At 37.3% G+C, this 18333-nt stretch carries 14 protein-coding genes and 2 pseudogenes; 8 read left to right on the top strand and 8 right to left on the bottom strand.

Annotated features, from left to right (window positions below; all coding sequences use genetic code 11):
* Positions 1–60 precede the first annotated feature (60 nt).
* From RIV7116_RS08165 to RIV7116_RS08130, 8 genes and pseudogenes are all read left to right on the top strand, one after another.
* Positions 61–489: a hypothetical protein gene (locus RIV7116_RS08165; protein WP_015117814.1), complete on the top strand. Its 429-nt coding sequence runs from the start codon at positions 61–63 to the stop codon at positions 487–489.
* Entirely contained in the window at positions 486–677 is a 192-nt protein-coding gene (locus RIV7116_RS08160) for a hypothetical protein (RefSeq protein WP_015117813.1), read from the top strand. The genes RIV7116_RS08165 and RIV7116_RS08160 overlap by 4 nt, the downstream gene beginning before the upstream one ends.
* A gap of 98 nt (positions 678–775) precedes the next feature.
* Positions 776–1078, top strand: a pseudogene (locus RIV7116_RS37565) (NACHT domain-containing NTPase); the annotation flags it as partial.
* Between the two features lie 40 nt (positions 1079–1118).
* Positions 1119–1466: a hypothetical protein gene (locus RIV7116_RS37560; RefSeq protein ID WP_157229262.1), complete on the top strand. Its 348-nt coding sequence runs from the start codon at positions 1119–1121 to the stop codon at positions 1464–1466.
* A gap of 156 nt (positions 1467–1622) precedes the next feature.
* Positions 1623–6548: a filamentous hemagglutinin N-terminal domain-containing protein gene (locus RIV7116_RS33705; protein ID WP_015117812.1), complete on the top strand. Its 4926-nt coding sequence runs from the start codon at positions 1623–1625 to the stop codon at positions 6546–6548.
* A gap of 373 nt (positions 6549–6921) precedes the next feature.
* A complete protein-coding gene (locus RIV7116_RS08140) occupies positions 6922–7878 on the top strand; it encodes a hypothetical protein (protein ID WP_015117811.1) in 957 nt (318 codons plus the stop codon).
* A gap of 258 nt (positions 7879–8136) precedes the next feature.
* Positions 8137–9951 carry a ShlB/FhaC/HecB family hemolysin secretion/activation protein gene (locus RIV7116_RS08135; protein WP_015117810.1) on the top strand — a complete coding sequence of 605 codons (1815 nt, stop codon included), beginning with the start codon at positions 8137–8139 and terminating at the stop codon, positions 9949–9951.
* On the top strand, positions 9903–12737 hold the full coding sequence (locus RIV7116_RS08130; protein ID WP_015117809.1) for a CHAT domain-containing protein: 2835 nt from the start codon (positions 9903–9905) through the stop codon (positions 12735–12737). The genes RIV7116_RS08135 and RIV7116_RS08130 overlap by 49 nt, the downstream gene beginning before the upstream one ends.
* A 127-nt stretch (positions 12738–12864) precedes the next feature.
* Here RIV7116_RS08130 and RIV7116_RS08125 read toward each other — a convergent pair whose 3' ends face one another.
* The 8 genes and pseudogenes from RIV7116_RS08125 to RIV7116_RS08095 all read right to left on the bottom strand — a co-directional run bounded on the left by RIV7116_RS08125 (position 12865) and on the right by RIV7116_RS08095 (position 18155).
* Positions 12865–13605 (bottom strand): DUF928 domain-containing protein, encoded by a 741-nt coding sequence (locus RIV7116_RS08125; RefSeq protein ID WP_015117808.1) that lies wholly within the window; start codon positions 13603–13605, stop codon positions 12865–12867.
* 153 nt (positions 13606–13758) lie between these two features.
* Positions 13759–13890 carry a hypothetical protein gene (locus tag RIV7116_RS37350; protein WP_256380835.1) on the bottom strand — a complete coding sequence of 44 codons (132 nt, stop codon included), beginning with the start codon at positions 13888–13890 and terminating at the stop codon, positions 13759–13761.
* A 61-nt stretch (positions 13891–13951) separates the two neighbouring features.
* Positions 13952–14023, bottom strand: a pseudogene (locus RIV7116_RS37555) (hypothetical protein); the annotation flags it as partial.
* A 105-nt stretch (positions 14024–14128) separates the two neighbouring features.
* Positions 14129–14914, bottom strand: coding sequence for a hypothetical protein (locus tag RIV7116_RS08120; protein ID WP_015117807.1), 786 nt, complete (start codon positions 14912–14914; stop codon positions 14129–14131).
* 404 nt (positions 14915–15318) lie between these two features.
* Positions 15319–15819 (bottom strand): hypothetical protein, encoded by a 501-nt coding sequence (locus tag RIV7116_RS08110; RefSeq protein WP_015117806.1) that lies wholly within the window; start codon positions 15817–15819, stop codon positions 15319–15321.
* Between the two features lie 245 nt (positions 15820–16064).
* Entirely contained in the window at positions 16065–17447 is a 1383-nt protein-coding gene (locus RIV7116_RS08105) for a calcium-binding protein (protein ID WP_015117805.1), read from the bottom strand.
* A 96-nt stretch (positions 17448–17543) separates the two neighbouring features.
* Positions 17544–17933, bottom strand: coding sequence for a hypothetical protein (locus RIV7116_RS08100; protein ID WP_015117804.1), 390 nt, complete (start codon positions 17931–17933; stop codon positions 17544–17546).
* On the bottom strand, positions 17934–18155 hold the full coding sequence (locus RIV7116_RS08095; RefSeq protein ID WP_015117803.1) for a hypothetical protein: 222 nt from the start codon (positions 18153–18155) through the stop codon (positions 17934–17936). It lies immediately after the preceding gene.
* Positions 18156–18333: the final 178 nt, after the last annotated feature.

The following is an 18333-nucleotide window of genomic DNA, read 5'->3' as shown; positions in this document are numbered from 1 at the left end:
TATCCTCGTTTCATGTGATTACTGGACTAAAACTTCATTTCTGGAGATGTCTATTTGATTATGTCTGACTTAATTCTCATCACTGGCGATAAAGCCATGTTTAACCCCAACTTCGGACAAGCAATTATTACTGTTCGTCCGGGAGATTTAATTGGTACCGGAAAAGATAAAATTAACGGTAAATTAGTCTGCGTTGAAGGTGACGAGAAAAAAGTTACCGTCCCCGGTTGTCCTTACATTACTCCTCAATATAGTATTCCAGGAACGGGTATGCTATTCATACAATCCCTTGCAGGAAACCAAAAAGCCCAAAAAACTAAATCTGGGAGAAAACTCATACTGCTCAAAGGAGGACAATTTCAAGCTAAATTTACAGTCATGGTTCCCGCTCAACAACCTTCAGCACCAAGTCCGATTCCTGACTCTACCCCCCAATACTCCGGTACTGGTACATTTATTTCTATGAATCAAATAGTTAAAGGTAAATGAAAGAACAACTAGAGAAACGTCTTGCAGAACTCAAAGCTGAATTTGCATCGGGACAAAAAGCAATGAGAGAATTAGAGACAAAACAAGCCAATTTGCGGGATACATTATTACGAATTAGTGGAGCAATTCAAATTCTGGAAGAAGAAATCAGTAAAGCTGATGAAGAAGAAGAGAATAGTTCATATTGATTCCGGTTGCACCGGAATGATAAAAAAAACCGCAGAGACGCTGAGAACACTAACCGAATGAACTCTTAGGCTGTGGGCTTTGAAGCTTCTTGTCCCCACGTGAGCTTAGACTTCCCCGCTTACCTTTGGTGATTCCGTTGCGAGATTATGCCAAAGCGGTAAGTGTTGAGTCGCTGTTTTCCGAGTTCTTCTTTCGTCAATATGAAATTCCCATACCCGGATATTCAGCTTTTGAACAACTCAACCGTATGGGTAAATTATTGCTGATATTCGACAGTTTTGATGAGATGGCTGCTCGGATAAACCGTCAAGAAATGATTAATAATTTTTGGGAATTAGCGAAAGTGGTTGTTCCTGGTGCCAAGGTGATTTTAACTTGTCGCACGGAACATTTTCCCGAATGGTTATTTTGAGCGTCAGTTGGATGAGAATGGGTGTACTTTGGCAATATCTCCGCTAAGGAAATTTACTAGCGAACCGTTGGAGAAATTGAAGGATACTTTTGGGCGATCGCCATTGACGAAAGCGGTTTTGGATTTGTTAATGGGGATGGTGGGTGATATTGAATCGTTGGTTAAAGTTATTGAGCAAACGCGAGGGAAAACATATTCGGAAGTTGCTTATGTTGGTGGGAATGCAGCAACTTTGGTGGTGAAGGTTGATAAAGCCGGTTTGGAAGGTAAGGATTTATCAAGTGCGGTGGTAAAGGTAGAAGACGTAGCCCTGATGCGTCCTTTGTTTCGATCAAAGCCAGATAGCAAACACATTAACCGCGATCGCAATTGCTAAAAAATCATAATTAGCGTGTATTTTCGTTAAAAAATATAGTTAAATTACGTATTTTCCCTTAAAATAATTTTTATAATAGCATAAAAATAAATCTATCAAAGCTTTATGTTTTCCTGATATATCGAAATGGAACTTAAGCGGCTGTATTTAAAATAAATGTTTCAAAAAATGCAATATTGGCAATTTAAAACTTGGGTAATTTTTTGGCTATTTTTATCTGGAATACCAACTATTGTTGGGGAAAATCAAGTTCAAGCTCAAATTGTCCCAGATAACACTTTGGGTAATGAAAGCTCTATCGTCACACCCGTAAATACCCAGCTTGAAAGAATTGATGGTGGAGCAATTCGTAATAATAATCTTTTCCATAGTTTTACAGAGTTTAATATTGGTGAAGGAAGAGAAGCCTATTTTAGTAATCCCGCAGCGATTGAAAATATCTTTAGTCGAGTCACCGGCAGCAATCCATCCCGAATATTTGGAAAGCTAGGAGTTTTAGGTGATGCAAACTTGTATTTTCTTAATCCCAACGGAATTATTTTTGGTGAAAACTCGAGTTTAGATATTAAAGGTTCGTTTTTTGCTTCTACAGCCAACAGTCTTGATTTCGGCAATGATAATAAATATAGCGCTATAAATCCTAGCGCACCTCCTTTGTTGAGCGTAAACGTCAAACCACCGATAGGTTTAGAGTTTGAAGGTATGGGAGGAGATATTAACAGTCAAGGGAATTTAACTGTCGGCAAAGATTTAAATTTGAATGCCAATAATTTGAAGTTGCAGGGAAGATTGCAAGCGGGAAGAAATTTGACGCTGAAAGCAGAGACGGTAAACGTAAGAGATAGTGTAGAAAAACCTTTCATTGCTGCTGCTAATGGTAATTTATTAGTTCAAGGTAAGGAAAGTGTAGATATTTTTGCTTTGAATAATCCTAGAAGCGGTTTATTTTCTGCTGGAAATATGACTTTGAGTTCAGCTAATCCCGTGATGGGTGATATTCATTTTTGGAGTGGGGGAAATTTTGGGATTGAGAAATTAGATAAAACTAAAGGAGATTTATTCAGCTTTTACGATCCAATAATTCGTTCCCAAGGAGATGTCAGCATTTTTGGATATCAAGGAGCGTCATTACATATTTTGGCTGGGGGAAAAGTTGATATAAATACCGCGATAATTACCAATCCCGATACGACGGGTGAAAGTATTAATCCCGTTTCAACTCCTAAACTTGCAAACGTAACTTTATCAGATGGTACATCTTTAGTAATTGATGGAAGTAAGAAACCGACTCTTGATATTCGTGCTGGTGTAAATGCGGCAGTTATTGGTAATCCTTTAGGAACTTTGGGCGATTCAGGGATTTTCTTTGATGCTTCAATTGTTCCTGTAGCTTCTCCTGGGAATAATTCCGTAGCTACGAGTGCAGATATTACGATTGGGGATGTTTTTATTACTGCTCCTAATGGGACTGTTTTGTTAACAAATCAGTATGAGCCGAATTTATCGTTGCAAGGCGGAGATATTAATGTCAATGGAGCAGAACTAATACCATCTTTAAATGGAATCTATACTAGCTTTGGGGGTAATGGAGGTGAAATTACTATTGATTCAAGAAGTAATATTTCTACTGCAACAATAAACTCTAGCTCTGTAAATCGGTTGGGTAATAGCGGCAACGGAGGTGAAATAAAATTTATTGCGACTAAAGATATATCTACGACAGAAATTGATTCTTCTTCCAGTTCTAATCGAGGAAATTCAGGTAATGGTGGTAGTATAGCCTTTTCAACCAGTGGCAAAATATTTATAGCAGGTGATATAGATTCCAGTTCTTATAGTGGGTCAGGTATCTCAGGAAATGGTGGAAAAATTCAACTTAATGCTGGAGAAGATATTTCTACTTTCGTAGATTTGACTTCATCAGGAAAGTTAATTCCTGGAGACTTGGATTCTTCATCGTTATCTAACAATGGTAGTTCCGGATATGGGGGAGATATAACCCTTGGTAGTGGTAAAGATATCTCAGTAGGATTCATAGTTTCTTCTTCCAGTGTTTCAGAAGGTTCTGCTGGCGACGGAGGAAAAGTTACTATTTTGGCAAACAGAGATATTGCAACGCAAAGCATAGAATCTTATTCTTCAGGAAAGTTCGCAGGTAATGGAGGAGCAATTTTTCTCAATGCTGGTAGAGATATATTGACTACAACAGATGGAAGTGCTGGAAGTTTATTGTCTAACTCTGCTTCCAGTAGGGGAGGAAATGCAGCAAACGGCGGGGAAATAAATCTTAACGCTGGTCGTAATATTTTCCGGGGAGGAATATTTTCCCGTTCGGTAACTAATGGAGGAGGAGACGCAGGTAATGGTGGTGCGGTAACCCTAACAGCTGGCGATGAAATTTTAATTATTAATGTAGAATCTTTTTCTTCTCCAAGATACTTAACTGAAAACTTCTTTTCCTCAGGCTCTTCTGAAAATTTTGGTAGTGTCGGAGATGGAGGAAATATTAATATTACTACAGGCAAAAAAATTACTATTGAAAATTCTAAAGGTCTGTCAAGGCTTAACGCTTCTGGTAAAAATGGCGGGGATATTATCCTGAGGCAATTAACAGAAAATATTTCAATTTCCGATATTCCAGTTAATAGTAACGGTTCAAATCAAGGAGATGGCGGTAATATTTTGATTGAGGGAGAGTCAGTTTCCCTTTTTAATACTGATATAACTACTACAAAAACTGGAGAAGGCAATGCTGGTAAAATTACAATTGCAACACCTGGTGATGTTTTACTTAATCGCAGTCGCCTTTTAACAGCTTTAGAGACTGGTGCAGTTGGTAGGGGAGGAGATATAGATATTGATGCTAATTCAGTCAATTTAACCAACTTCTCGAGTATTAATACTTCTACTTATGGTAAAGGTGATGCTGGCAATCTTTTGATTAGGGCAGATGATTCTGTCTCTCTTGCTAATAGTAGTATCTTCAGTATTACTGCCGGAGAAGGAAATGCTGGACAGGTAAAATTACAAGCAGGGAAAGATATATCACTTACTGGGCTTAGTATTATTAGCACAGCAGTGAATTCTAGAGCAACAGGTGCTGGTAATAATATTACAATTGAAGCAAATTCTCTTTCCTTAAGTGGACGTTCTCAACTACAAGCATTAACTCAGGGGGGAGGAAACTCAGGTAATATTAAAGTCACTACGGCAAATGATATAAATATCTTTGGAATTAGTGGGGATAGTTTTTCTAGTGGTATATTTACTCTTTCAGAAGAAAATAGTCGCGGTCAAGGTGGTAATATTACGTTGAATACTGGTGGGAGATTGCGTCTATCAAATGGGGTTGTATTAAATGCACAAACAGCAAGTGAGCAAAAAGGCGGTAATATTCAAGTCAACGCAAGAATCTTAGAATTGACGAATGGGGCACAGTTTCTAACTAATAGTCTTAGTAGCGGTAAAGCTGGTAATATCGACGTAAATGCAACTGAGTACATAATAATATCTGGCAATGATCCCAATTCAGGCAATAAAGATACTGTTTCATCATTACCGAGGAAACTTCCAGAGCCTAAAGAACCTGAGATTATCAATGAAGTAGAACCGAATAATTCTTTTGCTCAATCTCAGGGAATCGATACTTTATTCTCCCTAGATAGTCCTGACAACTTCAATACTAACATTGAGTTTTCCACCAGAATTCCTTATGTTTCCATTTTAGGAACTGGTCCTGAAGTTGGCACAGCAGATATTTATTCATTTGAAGTTGAAGCTCCTGGTACACGTGCTACCTTTGATATCGATAGAGGTATTGCTGGGGGAGGAACTCCTGACTTTGCTAATAGAAGACTTCGTTTGTTTGATGGCAAAGGTAGCTTGTTAGCAGAAAATATAAAAGCACCTTCAGCAGCACGAGGTGCAGGTGGTAGTTTTACTAACTCCGATCCTTACCTTAATTTTGTTTTTACAGAACCCGGCAGATACTTTATTCAAGTTGAGCTACCTAATACAGATGGAATCAGCACTCCTAAAGATTACACGCTTCAAGCTTCTTTAGATACTTCTAATATCGCGGGTAGAATACTAACTAATAGTGATGCTAGTGGTTTATTTGCTCAAACTGAAAACATCGGGGAAGCAGGAGGTATCAAAATTAATACTCCTCAACTTACCATCCAAAACGGAGCCAAAGTATCAGCTTTGACATCAAATCAAGGAAACGGAGGCAACATCACCCTAAACATCAAAGACAACCTCACCCTCAGCGGAGAAGAAACCGGAATCTTCGCTAACACCACAGAAGAATCTACAGGCAACGGTGGCAGCATCATCATCGATCCGGAAACTGTAAATATCAAAGATGGCGCTCAAATTTCAGTTGATAGTCAAGGATCTGGCATCGGTGGTGATATCGAACTTGCAGCAGGTACTCTCAATCTAGATCGCGGTAGAATTTCAGCAACAACTCGCAGCAATACAGGCGGCAATATCGAATTAAATATTCAAGATTTATTATTACTCCGCAACAGAAGCCAAATTTCCACCACCGCAGGAGAAGAAAAATTTGGTGGTGATGGTGGGAATATTAAAATTAATACTCCCGATGGTTTTATCGTGGCTTTCCCCAACGAAAACAGCGATATCACAGCTAATGCTTTTTCTGGTAACGGCGGAAATGTTGATATTACGGCTTTTGGAATTTTTGGTATAGAATTTCGCGATAAATTAACAGCATTCAGCGATATTACGGCAAGTTCTGAATTAGGTTTCGATGGCAACGTGAATATCGAAACCCCTGGAATTGAGCCAAATCCGGAAACGGTAGAATTACCAGAAGATGCTCAATCCACGGAAGTAGCGCAAGGATGTCAGGTATCCGGGGAAGCAGCGGTGGCATTCTTCAATATTGGGCGTGGTGGTTTACCGCAACAACCGGGGGAAACTTTGAGAAGTGAAGATATTATTGCTGCTTGGATTCCTTTGGTGATGGAAGGGGAAAGTCAGGTTGATAAAAAAATTGTCGCTCCCGCAAGAAATGCAAATACAAAACTATTATTTTCTGGTTGTCGTAGTTGAATACGATTGAATTAATAAATTAGATTCCCGACTTCTTTGAGAGGTTGGGAATTTTTAATAAATTTACTTTTAAATATCAAAAGATTGCATATTGCTAAAGCAGCAGTACCAAAACATTTATAGAAAAATAAATATTTTAGACTTTGCTAAATCGAAGTATTGATTTACTGTTCTGTAATTTGAGTACCAATCTAATTTTCTATACGGATCTAGGGAATAAATCATACTTCTACTCAGGAAAACCTAAATTTTTCATTGATTTATTTTTTAAAACTGCTAAAAATCTGCATACTACCAAATTAGTTGACCAATACATGAATAGAAGATACGTAAATCCATTCCTAAATCAAATAATTAAAAAGGAGAAGTTTTGATGTTTATTAGTCAATTGAATAGATTATTATTGTCTACAATTATTGCAGTACCAGGAATAATGACTTTTGTTCAAAATCCTGCAAATGCTAAATTAAACCAGCAACAAAATCAGAAGATATTCCGTCCCGAACTTATTAAAACAATATCAATACAGATTGATAAAAATACAATTCAAAATGAATCTTTAGTCCAAAGTATTCAAAACAGAGCTGTTACTAAAAGATTTAATACTGCGATAGTTAGACCAGAACAAATTGTTGAAGGAGCATTGAGTGGAGCAATAGAGCGTTATGTAGAGCGACAATTAGGTTCCGAACAATTTCCTCATAGCAATAACTGGGGAAATAAAATTCGCATTAAAAGTGGTGTAAAAGTCGTTAAAGTCAGAAAGTGCAGAAGAGTTTTAGGTCAAAAAATATGCCATTACGAACCACAAACAAGAGCTGTTTATAAAAAGGTTAATCACGGTTTATGGTCAAAAGGCTGGGTTCGTCTTGAAGATGACCTAAATATTAAACTAGGAAACTTTTCTTTCAGGGGTAATAAGTTGCGATTTAGAGCAGTAGTCTCTGGTTTACTGCGAAATAATACTGATTTTAAAGCTTATAATCATGGTGTTTTTCTTGGAAGTACTCGTGTCAAAGGTCGTGCTAGAGTCAAAACTACTGTGAATATGGAAATCTCTTTTTCACAACATGGTCGTAGTCTCAAATGGAGAGTACGTTCAACGGGAGCAACAATAAAATTGGAAGATGTATATGTTGACAGGATTTCACGTATAAGTGGGTACTCTGCTAAAGTTATTGGCGACACCGTACATGGAGCATTCCGCTACTGGTTTACCAATAAATATAATCAGGTTCGTCGAAATACTGTAAATTCTATTGTTCAGGCTGCTGCTCACGATCGCGAAATTAAGTTAGCCTATCCTAGACTAATCAATTCCAGGAAATAAGAAATTGAAAATACTAAATATTTAGTTTCAAATATCATCTAAGTAGCGGTAATTTATTAATTTAATTATCGCTACTAAATTATGCGTTTGAATATGCTGTAGTTTTGTTTCAATTAATTTTTATTTATTAAGTATCATTTTATAAAAAATAATGGACAATTACAGTGATATTGCTTAAAATATAGGACTATAAATTAACAATATATTTGAAAAAACTAATTTTTATATGTTCCGCGCCTTTGCGATTTTTGACAACAAATGAATCAATATATACTTAAAATAATTATTATTACAAAAGCTCTGTTAATCATTGCTTTAACAACTATTGCTGTAAAAGCACAAACTACCAATACACCACCACCCCAAGATGTAATTCCCCCAACTCCCCAACCGACTCCAATTCCCGACGCGACTCCGTCACTACCTCCACCGCCGGAAGATGTTTTACCAACTCCAACATCTCCAACCCCGTCGGATAGACTTCCTGCAACAGAAACGGAAACTATCACTGTTACTGAATTTGAGTTTATAGGAAATACTGTTCTAACTTCTGTTGAGTTAAATCAACGCATCAATACTAAATTTATAGAAAATAATTTATCTAAAACCTTTTCATTACAACAATTACTGCAAATTGCTGCTGAGGTAGCGAATTTCTATGCGGAAAAAGGTTACAGTACTTCTGGTGCAATTATTTCGATTCCCGAAGCTACTCGCAACCAGCAAAGGGGAATTGTCAATATTAAAGTTATTGAAGGTAAGTTAGAAGAAATCAACGTTACAGGTTCGAGAAGACTCAACCGCAGCTATGTTAAATCTCGGCTCAGGGTTAATTCAGATAAACCTTTAAATATTAACCGCTTACAGGAAAATTTACAGTTACTCAGCCTCAACCCTCCGATCGAGCAGATATCTGCACAACTCAGCGCTGGTTCTCGTCCGGGTTTGAGCGTATTAAATGTAGAATTTAAGGAAGCGAAATCTTTCAACACTACCGTTAATTTGGATAATGGGCGATCGCCAAGTGTAGGAAGTTTTCAAAGACAGCTTTTTGCCAGGGAAGCTAATGTTACGGGTAATGGTGATGCTTTGAGTTTGGGTTACAGCAACACCGATGGTAGCAATAGTTTGGATGCCAGCTATACTTTACCGCTCAATCCTCAAAATGGCACTTTACGTTTTAGCTTCAACACAACCGATAGCAATGTTATCGAACCACCTTTTGATGATATAAATCAAGATGGTCGTGGTTCCGATATTGAATCTGCATCTAGTTTTTATGAAATCTCGTTTCGTCAACCTTTGAGTCGCCGGATTAAAAACCGCACTTTCCGAGAATTCGCCATTGGCGTAAGCAGTTCTTTACGTGATAGCGAAACTTCTTTGTTAGACGAACCTTTTCCTTTATCTCCCGGTGCTGATGATGAGGGAGATACTCGCGTTTTTGCACTGCGGTTTTTTCAAGATTGGACTCAGCAAAATGCAAAAGAAGTAATTGCATTTCGTTCTCAAGTTAGCTTTGGTTTAGATGCTTTTAACTCAACCGTTAATAAACGGATTCCCGAAACCGGGGAATTCGTTCCCGACAGTCGCTTTTTTGCATGGCAAGGGCAAGGGCAATGGGTACGAACTTTAGCACCGCAGACTCTATTATTAGTCCGTGCTAACGCTCAATTATCAGATCAAGGACTTTTATCATCGGAACAGTTTACCATTGGTGGATTAGGAAGCGTGCGCGGTTATCGCCAAAATCAACTGCTTGCCGACAACGGTGTTTTTGCTTCTGCTGAGGTACAGTTACCAATTCTTCGTACAGGTAAAAATAAATCGGCTCCTACAGGGATTTTACAGATAATACCTTTCTTCGATATTGGTACCGCTTGGAATAATTCCGGTATCGAAAATGCCGATACTAGTACTTTAATATCTTTAGGAATGGGGTTGCAATGGCGAAATAATAATGATTTTATCGCTCGTTTGGACTGGGGTATTCCTTTAACTAATGTAGATTCGAGGGACAGGACATGGCAAGAAAATGGTCTGCTTTTCTCCTTACAGTGGAACGCTTTTTGAAAAAACTCTGCGCTCCTTTGCGCTTACCTCCACGCTCCTGTGCGTTTGAAAAAAAGATAATTTATAAGTGGTTCCATCGCAGGATGGCAATAGTTTTATTTTTGATTAGTTTATTGTTTGCGTTTGAAATATCTCCTGTATTTTCTCAAACTCCGCAATCTACTGTACAAGTAGTGCAGCAGGGAAAAATGTATTATGAAAAAGGACAGTATAAGCAAGCTATTGAGAAGTTGCAACAAGCAGTTAATAATTTTTCTACCTCGGGGGATAAACTTAATCAAGCTGTAACTTTGAGTAATCTTTCCCTAGCTCATCAAGAATTAGGAGAATGGCAAGAAGCAGAAAAAAGTATTACCAGAAGTTTGGAAATTATTGGTTTTGATATTCAAAAGCCACAAATTACCAGATTTTCAAATCAAAAATTAACAATACTAGCGCCATCTTTAGATATTTACGGAAAACTTTGGTATAAACGCTCTAATCCCGAACGTGCTTTAAATTATTGGCGACTTGCTGCTAAAATTTACCAAAAATTAAATATTAATCCTGGACTAATTCAAAATCAAATTAACCAAGTTCAAGCATTGCAATCTTTGGGATTATATCAACAGGCAAAAGCTAACATAGGGCAGATAGAGAAAAATCTAGAAACATTACCAGCAGCTTTAAAAATACAAGCTTTGCTGAGTTTAGGAGATATTTTACGCGCAACTGGGGATTTTAAAAGTTCTCAAATGGTTTTAGAAGAAGCTCTTGCTATAACCAAAGATACACCCAGTATTGCTGCTAAATCCTGGCTGAGTTTGGGAAATACTTTTTACGCCAGGGGAAATTTGGAACGAGACAGAAATCAAAAAACCCCACAAAATCAAGTTATTCCTTGGCAGTGTAATATAAATACCGTTCCTTCAGAGGCATTACCTTTTTACAAACAAGCCGATAAAGCTTATCAACAAACAATAAATTTAGCATCCAACACCAAAGAATTTTTTACAAAAGCACAAATCAACCGTTTGAGTCTGCTGACAGATACGGGAAACTTTGCATCAGCACTGCAAACAAGTCGAAATCTTAACTTATCCAATTTACCCCCCAGTCGAACCAAAGTTTACACTCAAATTAATTTAGCTCGGGAATTAGCTTGTCTAAATCAACAACCACAGCTTGTAAATAATATTTCTTCGTGGCAAGAAATTGATGGAATCTTGAAAGATGCTGTAGAAATTGCCGGAAAATTAGCAGATAATAAGGCAAAGTCTTATGCAATAGGTAATCGCGGCAGTTTGTATGAATACTTAGCAATTCAAAATCAAATAAACTCCCGAAATCAAAAGCAAAATAAATTTAATTTACGAAACTTAAAAACAGCCCAAAAATTAACCGCAGAAGCTTTATTACTTGCTCAACCTTCGGAAGCGCCAAGTATAGCTTATCAATGGCAATGGCAATTAGGAAGATTAGCAAATCTTGCAGGAGACAAAGAAAAAGCTGTTGCTAATTATCAAGCTGCTGTCAATACTTTAGAATTAGTCCGAGATGATTTACTCAGCATTAATTCAGATGTCCAATTTTCTTTCCGGGATAACGTCGAGCCAATTTACCGACAGTTAGTTAGTTTGCTTTTGACAAATCCAGAAAATACTTCTTTACCACAACAGAATTTAACATCAGCGATTAACTTAATTGACTCGCTGCAACTTGCGGAATTAGAAAACTTTTTACGCTGCAATCTCGATTATTTAGCTAGAGATAACCGAAATGTTGCTCAAATACAACAAAACGCAGCATTCATCTATCCAATTATTTTAAAAGATAGATTAGAAGTTGTTTATAAATTACCAGGAAAATCTTTCAAATCTTACAGCAATTCCGTAAGCAGCGAACAAGTTGTAAATACCGCTCAAAAGTTGCGAAAAGCCATAGCGAAACGCGACACAGAAACAGCAATAAAATACTCTCAAACAGTTTATCAATGGTTAATCAAACCTTTTGAGACAGAATTAGAAACAAATCAAGCTGTAGAAACTTTAGTATTTGTCCTCGATACCGAATTACGTAATATTCCCATGGCTGTTTTGTACGACCAAAAAAATAAGGAATATTTAATTGAGAAAAAATACGCTTTAAGTATTTTACCAACCTCCCAACTATTTAATTTACGTCCTTCCTCTGAAAAACTGAAAATTTTAGCCGGAGGAATCAGCGAATCATTGGAAGTAGAAAACCGGAAATTTGAAGCAATAAATGCCAAAGACGAATTAGCACAGATAGCCGAATTAGCATCTACTCAAAGACTGTTAAATCAAGAATTCAATCAAAAAGCTCTGCAAGAAAAACTACAAAATCAAGACTTTTCTGTGCTTCATCTCGCAACTCACGGTAACTTTAGTTCCGACCCCGAACAAACCTATATACTTGCTTATGATGAACTACTGCGACCAAATGATATAAATAAGCTGCTAGGTGGTCAAAATCAACAAACGCCGAACCGTATAGAATTACTAGTTTTAAGTGCTTGTCAAACTGCTGAAGGTGATAACCGAGCCACACTAGGATTAGCAGGTTTAGCAGTACGTGCGGGTGCTGACAGTACCTTAGCGACTTTGTGGAAAGTAAACGATGAATTTACAATCAAATTGATTAAGAAATTTTATCAAGAATTGAGTGCGGGAGTTAGCAAATCCGAAGCCCTACATCGAGCGCAGAAAGCATTAGTATACGGACAAAAATATCGTAATGAACCTTATGATTGGGGTGCTTATGTTTTGGTGGGGAATTGGTTGTAGGACATTGATTATATTTGCTGTGAATGGTTTGTATGATTCCCAAATTAAAAAAAGACGTAGCATTGCTACGTCTCTACAAGTCGTTGGAATGTACGTATATTAATTTTCTGTAGTTAATAGCAACAATTTATTCTGCTGGTTCTACCAATACAATTTCAGCAAAACCTTTATTATCTAAATTATCCCACTTCAACGACTTAGATAAATTTTGCCAATCCGCTTTTAATTTACTATTATTTGGATCGGCAAAGTATTTATCCGCCAGTAAACTAATACCGTCATACCAAATATTATTTTCAATATAACTTTGGTATTCTTGATTATTTAATTGAGTTTTCATTGGTACGCTTTTTATCCAACCTGTTAAAACTTGGTCTGGTTCGTCAGTTTTATTGCCACGACAATATAAAATCAGGTTCCAGCGGTAGTCTTTATTCGATTTCAATGCATATTCTGATTTTTGAGGAATTGACACTTTAACAATGCCCGGTTTTCCAGTCAACTTAATAGCGGTTCGGTAAACTGTTTTTAATTCTGCGGGGTCTTTTAAAGCAAATTCAATGTTACTAATTTGATTAGAAGCATAGGGAACATTAAATAATAAATTTGGATATTCGGCAACAGTAAAATCTTTACCATTGTTAGCTATCAAAGCTCTCAAAGGTAACTTAGTTTCGGGACAGTTTGTATTGGGACGAGAACCCCCTGGAGTTGAAGTACCTACGGGAGTACCAGTATCTGGCGCTGCTGGAAAATCATCCTCTTGGGAATTAGTTTGGGCTGCGACTAAAACCGGGGATAAGATAATATTTACTAGAATTACACTAATAGTAAATATTATTTTATTTTGAAGGTTGATAATTTTCATAATTGTTAATAAAAATTATTTTTACTTGATAAACAACTACTTTTAACTTATGTTTTTATTTTATCATTTCGCTAATTTTCGATATGATTTAATTTGAAATTATAGATATCCAAACTATTATCACAATTCGGATATCTGAACCCCTTGTTATCTTTATACAACAACAATATGTTGATTAACATCGAATTCAATCGGCTTATTTTCTAAAGTTGCAGCCTGATAGCCATCAAGAATTGTATCGCTGCCGTTGAAGAACAAGTTGCCATTGACCGCCAAGTATTTCATCTCGCCCATCACCACCAAATAAGTTGTTATTTCCCGCTCCACCATTAAGAGTATCGTTACCTTAATTTCCTTCTAAATAGTCATTCGAGCCATCTCCGTTTAAGATATCGTCACCGTTCATTCCTTGGATAAAGTCTTTGCCATCAGCCTACAAAATTATCCGATTAACTGATGAACTTTAATTCCCTTTTTTTTGGCGAGAGACAATGGAACAATATCGTTAAAAACCAGCAAATTGTTACCGAGTTTTAATCTCAAATATTTGTATTGGACAAAGACTAGGGCTTTTTACTACTCGACTATCTCTAAAATTTCTATCTGTAATAACGCATTCAACACTAGAAGGTATGTAGCTTAGACTATTAATTTGACTATTACGAACATCAAGAACTTTAAGCCCTGGAGGTAGATAGTTCACATGACGTACCTTAGTGCCAGAAACATCAAGAACTTTAAGCCCTGGAGGTAGATAGTTCACGTGACGTACATTAGTACCAGAAACATCAAGAACTTTAAGCCCTGGAGGTAGATAGTTCACGTGACGTACATTAGTACCAGAAACATCAAGAACTTTAAGCCCTGGAGGTAGATAGTTCACATGACGTACCTTAGTACCAGAAACATCAAGAACTTTAAGCCCTGGAGGTAGATAGTTCACATGACGTACATTAGTATTAGCTGCTGCTAGTATTGTGGTATTAGTAGGAACCCCTGATATACTATTACTACCCATTTTTAATTCATGAATTTTTAAAGGAATATCAAATTTTAAAATTGAATATTGATTGAGAATCCACCAGTGACTTTTTTTGCTTCGTTTACGATTACAGCAATCTTTCTTGAGACTAACAATATTTTTGTCACCTAATTTGACTTTAATAGGAAAAGCAGTAGAAGTTTGGCTATAACTTATAATACGGGCATTGCTAGGTTGAAGGTAAGCGAATATAACTGTATTCAAGCAAGTCAAAGTTATAGCTATTCTTAATGATTTGATTGTTTTTAACAAATAAATTTTTGCCATCTCTAAAATTTTTAGTAATCTTATGTTTTATTTTTTTTAGCGTTGATAAATCTAATGTTGATGCAAAATTGATGATTTTTCTAGTACTCCACCAAGGAAACTTTGCGGGGTGTATCGTTGGGAAAGAAAATGTTTTCTTCCCCCTCTTCCCCCTCTTCCCCCTCCCTCGCCTCACCCCGCAATGTAGGCTTGTTCGAGTACTAGTGGTTCGCCAAGCGAACTTTGCTGGGTTTAGCGTGGAAATAAAAAGTTTTTTCTCCCCCTGCTCCCTCCGCTTCCCCTGCTCCCCCTGCCTGCCCTTACCCGGCAATTGTGGCTTGCCAGAGTACTAGGCTTGTAATGTATACACCCTGATTTTGCGAAATTTCCTGGACTTACTAGACTTTCATTTCAGTTTACAAAGCTTATTTATACATTTTGAAATCAGTACCTCTTTGCGGAAATACACGTCTAAAAGAAACACCACGTATAGAAATCAAATTTCCAGAACGCAAAGCACTAATAAATCCGGGACTATCAATATAATGTCTGTGATAGACACCATTTCTGTGTTTAATAAGAAGAAGACCAGGACCTTCATCTGAAAGTTTATAAGCCTCGATACTGCCATCACAGCGTAAATCTGCAACTACTGGATTATTCGCTTGAATGGTATTGTATTTACGAGAACTAACCTGTTGTAGTGGAATCTTGCTCCACATATTACGAATTCCAGGACAACCGAGTGCAAAGGATTCTTTTCTATCTGCAAATACAGCCACAGCAGGATATCCAGATGTTTGAATCATAAAATTGGGAGTACCATTTTCTGGAATAGCTCTAGCTGGTGATGAAAATGTGACTGCTGGCAATATAGTTGCAGCGAATGCAGCTATACTAATAAGTGCTTTTGAATAATTAAACATATGTAAATTGCTCCTAATTTAAGTTTTCTATTTTTGTTGTCTGTAGATCATTTGGTCTAGTTGTACAAGCAATATGCAGATAATTGAATTTTTTTGAACACTAGTACAGCATGGCGGAAATAAATAGACCATAAACAATCATAATCATTTCTCCTAAATTCAGTTTTCAATTATGTTGTCTGTTAATGGTTTAGTGCTGGGTTGAGCGAAGAGAAACCCAACCTAACTTCTTTACCACCATCTAATTAAACGAAAGTAAAGTCTCGGGAGAAGAGAACGCTAGTAGTATCCTGAACAACACCGATCGCATCCCCGTTTCTTCTAATTACGGTGTCCAATGCCGAACCACCTTCCCAGTTGCCATAAGTGAGGGTGTAATCACTGCTGCTACCAAAGAGTTGGATTTTATCGCCTTCATAATGGTCGAAATCGGTGATGGTTGCATAGCCTAAACCTAGATAGTAAGATTGTTGAACAGAAGAATTTCTCCAGCCTAAGATAAATACATCTGCTCCTCCATTCCCCGTCAAATCGTCGTATTCACTTCTTCTCGAAGCATTTCTTTCAAAAGGACTAGAACCATCTAAACGGTCGTTTCCAGAACCACCAAACAACTTATCATTACCTTTCCAGCCAAGGATTATGTCATCGTTTTGTTGACCGTAGAGCCAATCATTTCCTTCATTTCCGTAAACAACATCATTTCCGAAACCACCGTAAAGCACATCATCTCCCCAACCACCAAAGAGATAATCATTCCCGCTATCACCCCAGATCGTATCCTTGCCATTTTCTCCATAAACCCAATCGTTACCTACACCACCTCTTAAAATATTTTTACCATCATCGCCCTTGAGCGTATCGTTCCCCAAACCTCCATTTAAATTCTCAATATTTCTCAGAGTCTCGGTGTAGCTTAAATTGGAAAAACTAGCGACATCTTTTTTCAAATCCGCAGTGATGTTTCCGGTATGATCGTAGTAAGAGACAGTATCTGAACCACTTCCCCCATCAAAATAGTCTTTTCCACCTTGTCCTACAAGCAAATCGTCATGATTTCCACCATATAAATAGTCATTGCCGGAACCACCATATAGGTTGTCATTACCATCTCTGCCGAACAGGAAATCATTTCCCGCATTACCAGTCAAAGAATTTTTACTATTATCTCCCCTGAGCCAATCATTTCCCGAACCTCCAGTTAAATTTTCAATACTTTTAAGAGTTTCGGTGTATGGAGAAGTCGAGAAACTGGCAACATTTTTGATCAAATCCCCATAAACATTGCCGGTATAGTAAGAGTAAGAAACAGTATCAACACCACTTCCACCATCAAAATAGTCTTTTCCACCATTACCTACAAGATAGTCATTTCCACTACCACCGTAGAGACTGTCATTACCAGCACCTCCATACAGCCCATCATTGCGATCGCCGCCATATAGCTTGTCATTACCACCTCTGCCATACAGCCGATCGCGACCATTTTCACCAAATAGTATGTCGTTGTTGCTGTTGCCATAGATATAGTCATTACCGTCTCGACCATAGGCAAAGTATCTTTTTGCTCCTGTATAGTTCAAGACATCATTGTATTTGGTTCCGAATGCATATTTAATGTGAGACATAATTTTTCTCCTTATTGAAATATTTTAATCTTCTTGTCTGTTAATTGGTCTATTAGTATTCGCAGTATGCAGGTGTTGATATTTGTTTTGAAAAAACTAACGCAGCCTGTAGCGCACATAAAATTGATGCCAATTTGGTAGCGGCATAGTCTTCTCTACTTTTTTCATCGTTGTACAGACAACCCAAGTCCAACCTCCCCAAGGAAAATGCTTTTTACATTTATATGTTCTAGGCTCGTGATAAACTACACGTTTCCAGCGTTTGTAAGTAGCAAATCCTGCTTGAAGTTGTAATTGATTGTTTTGGACGATTCGCTTTGACTTCAATGACTGAAGAACAATATTTTTTAATCTGCTGGTTGTTAATTGAGTCGAATTAAGAGCAAGCTTGTGTAAATTATGTTCTAACTTGTAATCAAACCATTTCATAAATGGTCCCGGATTTTCTGAAGCAACAGAAGCTGCGATCGCAGTTGTACCTTCCACTCAGTCACCTTCAGTAAAGTTGTGTCCCCAGACGACATTCCAACCATTCCTGTGTAAATGTTTGCGGATTTGATTGCGGTTGCTCGATTTTGCTGCTGCTTGTGCTTGTACAATTTGAATTCCCTTATCCCCTACTTTAATATCTGTAGTCATCGCAAATGATGCACAAGCTAAGGTAGAAAGTGATGCTAAAGTAAAGGCTACAAATTTATAGTTTTTCATTTCTCTGAATATATATAGTTCAATTGCTTTCTATGAATTGATTTGGTCTTAAGGTGAAAGCAGTATGCAGGGGTGTAAATTATTTTTTTAAGTCACAGTGCTAACTGCTTAAATCATCTATTTGTCACTTGGTCTTAGGTTATAACTGATATGCAGGTATGCAAATTATTTTTTGAGA

This window comes from Rivularia sp. PCC 7116, assembly GCF_000316665.1.
GTDB lineage: Bacteria > Cyanobacteriota > Cyanobacteriia > Cyanobacteriales > Nostocaceae > Rivularia.
The sequence above is the reverse complement of the archived record's forward strand: the minus strand, read 5'-3'. Positions and strand labels throughout refer to the sequence as shown.

Coding starts and splice junctions, on each gene's coding strand:
- RIV7116_RS08120 (WP_015117807.1), bottom strand. CDS start 14,914: ATGGCAAAAATTTATTTGTTAAAAACAATCAAATCATTAAGAATAGCT.
- RIV7116_RS33705 (WP_015117812.1), top strand. CDS start 1,623: ATGTTTCAAAAAATGCAATATTGGCAATTTAAAACTTGGGTAATTTTT.
- RIV7116_RS08140 (WP_015117811.1), top strand. CDS start 6,922: ATGTTTATTAGTCAATTGAATAGATTATTATTGTCTACAATTATTGCA.
- RIV7116_RS37350 (WP_256380835.1), bottom strand. CDS start 13,890: ATGAAATACTTGGCGGTCAATGGCAACTTGTTCTTCAACGGCAGCGAT.
- RIV7116_RS08105 (WP_015117805.1), bottom strand. CDS start 17,447: ATGTCTCACATTAAATATGCATTCGGAACCAAATACAATGATGTCTTG.
- RIV7116_RS08110 (WP_015117806.1), bottom strand. CDS start 15,819: ATGTTTAATTATTCAAAAGCACTTATTAGTATAGCTGCATTCGCTGCA.
- RIV7116_RS08125 (WP_015117808.1), bottom strand. CDS start 13,605: ATGAAAATTATCAACCTTCAAAATAAAATAATATTTACTATTAGTGTA.
- RIV7116_RS08160 (WP_015117813.1), top strand. CDS start 486: ATGAAAGAACAACTAGAGAAACGTCTTGCAGAACTCAAAGCTGAATTT.
- RIV7116_RS08095 (WP_015117803.1), bottom strand. CDS start 18,155: ATGAAAAACTATAAATTTGTAGCCTTTACTTTAGCATCACTTTCTACC.
- RIV7116_RS08165 (WP_015117814.1), top strand. CDS start 61: ATGTCTGACTTAATTCTCATCACTGGCGATAAAGCCATGTTTAACCCC.
- RIV7116_RS08135 (WP_015117810.1), top strand. CDS start 8,137: ATGAATCAATATATACTTAAAATAATTATTATTACAAAAGCTCTGTTA.
- RIV7116_RS08130 (WP_015117809.1), top strand. CDS start 9,903: ATGGCAAGAAAATGGTCTGCTTTTCTCCTTACAGTGGAACGCTTTTTG.